We start from the raw sequence: 4697 nt of genomic DNA, 5'->3' as shown, positions 1-4697 counted from the left end.
CAGCCACCGTGCGCAACCCCCCGCCGGCCCGCCCTCCCAGGGCTCGGCCGGCGGGCGGTTCCGTCGTCGTATCCGGTGGACAATGGACGTATGGGCGTCCACCGGAGCGCGCTGTGCCGGGGACCGTACGGCGGTGAGGGGCCCCAGGCCGGCGGCACGGACTGCTCGGACCCGGCCGTCTTCGAGGTCGCCCGCCACGACCGGCCGCCCCTGCTCGTGTGCCCGGTGCACCTGGGCCCCTCGCTGCTGCTCGCGAGCGGGGTGCTCTGGCCACCGGAGATCCGGCTCATCGCCCGCGCCCCGGGCCGGCCCGGGTAGGCCCGGACCTCAGCTGAACACGATCATCGAGCCCTGGGCCAGGGACCGGGTCGCCGCCGCGTGCAGGCCCAGCCAGACGTGGCGTTCGCGGGCGAAGGGGCTGGGGTCGTACGGGGCCGGGACGGCCGGTTCCTCCAGATCGGTCGGGGCGGTCGGCGGGGCGGGCGCGGCCGGGGGGTTGGCCGGGTCGATGCCGATCGACGGGGCGACGTACTGGAGTTCGCGCAGCAGCGTCTGGGCGGAGCCCAGGGGGCCGCCGCCGGCGAGGAGTTCGTCGTTGGACAGCGGGTGCGGGAAGTCCACGGGGACGTAGGCGCCGGCGTGGTCGTAGTGCCAGACCAGATGGGACTGCTGGGCCGTCGACTCGAACATCTCCAGCAACTGCTCGTAGTCGCCGCCCAGTTCGTCCACCGGCGTCACCGGCAGCCCGCAGACCTGGAGCAGGTACACCCGGCGCAGGAAGTGCAGGGCGTCGTAGTCGAAACCGGCGACCGGGGCGACGTCGCCGGACAGGCCCGGCATGTACTGGTACACCGGCACCGGCGGCAGACCGGCCTCGGCCAGGGCCTTGTTGTACTGCGCGAGTTCCTCGGCGAAGGGGTTGTCCGGGGTGTGGCACAACACGTCCACGAGCGGTACCAGCCACAGGTCACAGGCCAAAGAAGGCTCCTCGCATCGGCAGGCGCGTGATCACGCACGGCAGCGGGTGGTCAGGGAAGGGTAGTCGCTACGGCCCCGGGGCGGCTCCCCTCGGACGGCTCGGAGGGACCGTATCGGTCACTTACCCGTTGGTCAGGTGTTCCAGCAGCGCCAGCGAATGGGCATTGGCGGCGGTGACGATCGCCTGGGCGGCCTCGGCCTCGCGCCGGGCCAGCGCGTCGACCAGCTCGGGGTGCCCGGCCCAGAGCCGGCCGCGCAGGTCGGGCAGGCGGAGCAGGTGCTGCACCGCGCAGACCCAGGACTGCACGCGCAGGCGGTGCAGGAAGTCGCCGAGGTAGGGGTTGCCGAACAGGGCGCTCAGCTCGCGCCAGAACCGCAGGTCGTAGCCGATGAGGACGGTGACGTCGCCGGCGGTCGCGGCGCGCTGGGCCTCCTCGCCGCGGCGGCGCACGGTGGCCAGGGCCGCGGCCGTGCGCGGGTCCTCGGGCGGGGTGCGGAAGGCGGGGTGGCCGGTGGTGAGGGCCTGGAACATGCCGTCGGTGACCAGGCTGCGGGCCTCGATCATGTTCCGGTAGTCGGTGAGCGAGTACTCGGGCACCCGGAAACCGCGGTGCTGGTCGGCCTCCAGGATGCCCTGCGCGGACAGGTCGACCAGCGCTTCGCGGACGGGGGTGGCGGAGACGCCGTACTGGTCGGCTATCTCCTTCACGGTGAACGCCCGGCCCGGGCGCAGCCGCCCGGCCAGCACCTCGTCACGGAGCGCGTCCGCGATCTGCTGGCGCAGGGTGCTGCGCGTCACAGCGCCGTTGCCGGGCATGGTCCGGGCCTCTCCTCACACGTCCGGGTGACGTACTCGTACGGACGCGCGGTTTTGCGCGTCCCTTCTGCTTACGAGCACGTCACCTTACGCGTTCGAACCGGCCCGGCGGCAGCCGTGTGTGCGGTCACACGGTGTGTTCGTCGGCGGCGCTCAGCGCGGCGTCGAGCGCGGCCAGGCCCGCCTTCAGCTCGGCCTCGGTGGCGTTGCACGGCGGGACCACGTGGGTGCGGTTCATGTTCACGAAGGGCCACAGGCCGTTCCGCTTGGCGGCGGCGGCGAACGCGGCCATGGGGGCGTTCGCCTCGCCGGCCGCGTTGTACGGCACCAGCGGCTCGCGGGTCTCCCGGTTGCGCACCAGCTCCAGTGCCCAGAACATGCCGACGCCGCGCACCTCGCCGACGCTCGGGTGGCGTTCGGCCAGCGCGGCGAGGCCGGGGCCGACGACGGTCTCGCCGAGCAGCCGGGCGTTCTCGACCACGCCCTCCTCCGCCATCACGTTGATCGTGGCGACGGCGGCGGCGCAGGCCAGCGGGTGCCCGGAGTAGGTGAGCCCGCCCGGGTACGGCCGCTTGCCGAAGGTCTCGGCGATCTCCTGCGAGATGGCCACACCGCCGAGAGGCACGTAACCCGAGTTCACGCCCTTGGCGAAGGTCATCAGGTCGGGGGTGACGCCGAACAGGTCGGCCGCGAACCACTCGCCGGTGCGGCCGAAACCGGCCATGACCTCGTCCAGGATGAAGACGATGCCGTACCTGTCGCACAGCTCGCGCACGCCGGCCAGGTAGCCGGGCGGCGGGACCATGATCCCGGCGGTGCCCGGGATGGTCTCCAGGATGATCGCGGCGATCGTCCCGGGGCCCTCGAAGGCGATCGTCGTCTCCAGGTGCTCCAGCGCCCGGGCGCACTCCTGCTCCTCGGTCTCGGCGTAGAAGCGGGACCGGTAGAGGAAGGGCGCCCAGAAGTGGACGACGCCGGCGGCGGCGCTGTCGGAGGCCCAGCGGCGCGGGTCGCCGGTGATGTTGACGGCCTGCTGGGTGCCGCCGTGGTACGAGCGGTACGCCGAGAGCACCTTCGGGCGGCCCGTGTGCAGCCGGGCCATGCGCACCGCGTGCTCGACGGCGTCCGCTCCGCCGTTGGTGAAGAAGATCTTGTCCAGGTCGCCGGGGGTCCGCTCGGCGATCAGCCGGGCCGCCTCCGAGCGGGCCTCGACGGCGAACGCGGGCGCGAAGGTGGTGAGCTTCGCGGCCTGCTCCTGGATCGCGGCGACGACCTTCGGGTGCTGGTAGCCGATGTTGGTGAAGACGAGTCCGCTGGTGAAGTCGAGATACCGCGTGCCGTCGTAGTCCCAGAAGTACGACCCCTCGGCGCCGGCGACGGCGAGGGGGTCGATGAGGTCCTGGGCGGACCAGGAGTGGAAGACGTGCGCACGGTCCGCGGCCTTCACCGCGGCGCCGGCTTCGGGGCTGGGCTGAGGGGTCATGCCGGTGAGGGTAAATGTCCGCGATGCGGAAGGCATATCGGCGTCCTGTTCCGTGGACGGGGGAAAAGCGCGACAGGTTGTCGACGGGGAACCGTCCGCGGAACGGCCGGGGATCGACGGGGAGGCGTCCCTCGTCGCGGCGCCGCACTATTCTCGGTCGTTGCAGACCTATGGGGGGAAGGCGGCGCGGGGATGGAGAAGCTGGGACCGGGGGATCCGCCGCAGATCGGGGCGTACCGGCTGCTGGCACGGCTCGGCGCGGGCGGCATGGGGCACGTGTACCTGGCCCGCTCCGACCGGGGGCGGACGGTCGCCGTCAAGCTGGTCCGGGAGGAGCTGGCGGCGCAGGAGGAGTTCCGCGCGCGGTTCCGGCAGGAGGTGCAGGCCGCGCGCCGGGTCGGCGGGTACTGGACCGCGCCCGTGCTGGACGCGGACACCGAGGCGGCCGTGCCGTGGCTGGCGACCGGCTACGTGGCCGGGCCGAGCCTGCAGCAGGTCGTCGGGCACGACCACGGGGCACTGCCCGAGCGGTCGGTGCGGATCCTGGCGGCGGGGCTCGCGCAGGCGCTGAAGGACATCCACGCGGCCGGGATCGTGCACCGGGACCTCAAGCCGTCCAACGTGCTGGTGACCATCGACGGCCCGCGCGTGATCGACTTCGGCATCGCGCGGGCCCGGGAGACGGCCACCGTCGGCGGCGAGGGACTCACCCGCACCGGGGCGCTCGTCGGCTCGCCCGGCTTCATGGCGCCCGAGCAGGTGCGCGGGGACCGGATCACCGCGGCCTGCGACGTGTTCTGCCTCGGGTCCGTGCTGGCGTACGCGGCGACCGGGGTGCTGCCCTTCGGCGGTGCCAACAGCGGGGTGCACGCCCTGATGTTCCGCATCGCCCAGGAGGAGCCGGACCTGACGGGAGTCCCGGAGGGGATCGCCGACCTGGTGCGGGACTGCCTGCGCAAGGACCCGGGCAGCCGGCCCTCGCTGGACGCGATCCTGGAGCGGACCGGGGTGGAGGACACCGTGGTCGGGGGCCGGTCCCGGGATCCCTGGCTGCCCGGTTCGCTGGTCGCGCAGCTCGGGCGGCACGCGGTGCAGCTGCTGGAGGTGGAGAACCCGGAGCGGGGCGGGGCGGTAGCCCCGGGCGACGCGATCCCGCCGGTGCCGCAGGCGGCGCCGGACGCCGGGGGTGCCGGTGCGTCGCCCGAACACGCCCCCGTGTCCGACGGCGGACCGGCCGCCCCCGTCAACCACCTGCCGACCGTCGTCTCGCCCGGGGCCCCGCCGCCCGGCCTGCCGCCGGCGCCTCCCGCGTTCGGGGCGGCGTACGGGGCCGCGCAGCCGCAGTCGCATCCCCAGCACCCGCAGGCCGCCGCCTACGGGTACCCGCCCCAGCCCGGCGGGGGGGGGGGGGGTGGGGGG

5 protein-coding genes are annotated in these 4697 nt (G+C 73.9%); 2 read left to right on the top strand and 3 right to left on the bottom strand.

Translation table 11 applies throughout. The annotated features are described in order from the left end of the window. Nucleotides 1–318, top strand: a 318-nt coding sequence (locus ABZ923_RS40950) for a hypothetical protein (protein ID WP_361483427.1), incomplete at its 5' end; no start/stop codon positions are given. Between the two features lie 9 nt (nt 319–327). Here ABZ923_RS40950 and ABZ923_RS40945 read toward each other — a convergent pair. From ABZ923_RS40945 to ABZ923_RS40935, 3 genes are all read right to left on the bottom strand, one after another. After that, nucleotides 328–978 carry a hypothetical protein gene (locus tag ABZ923_RS40945; protein ID WP_361483424.1) on the bottom strand — a complete coding sequence of 217 codons (651 nt, stop codon included), beginning with the start codon at nt 976–978 and terminating at the stop codon, nt 328–330. Between the two features lie 121 nt (nt 979–1099). After that, entirely contained in the window at nt 1100–1795 is a 696-nt protein-coding gene (locus tag ABZ923_RS40940) for a GntR family transcriptional regulator (protein WP_361483421.1), read from the bottom strand. Between the two features lie 127 nt (nt 1796–1922). Beyond that, on the bottom strand, nt 1923–3278 hold the full coding sequence (locus tag ABZ923_RS40935) for an aspartate aminotransferase family protein (protein ID WP_361483418.1): 1356 nt from the start codon (nt 3276–3278) through the stop codon (nt 1923–1925). Nucleotides 3279–3470: 192 nt separating this feature from the next. Here ABZ923_RS40935 and ABZ923_RS40930 point away from each other — a divergent pair. After that, a partial coding sequence (locus tag ABZ923_RS40930) for a serine/threonine-protein kinase (protein ID WP_361483415.1) occupies nt 3471–4697 on the top strand: 1227 nt, incomplete at its 3' end.

The organism is Streptomyces sp. NPDC046881, assembly GCF_040645015.1.
Classification (GTDB): Bacteria; Actinomycetota; Actinomycetes; order Streptomycetales; family Streptomycetaceae; genus Streptomyces.
This window is presented reverse-complemented; position numbering and strand designations above follow the sequence as displayed.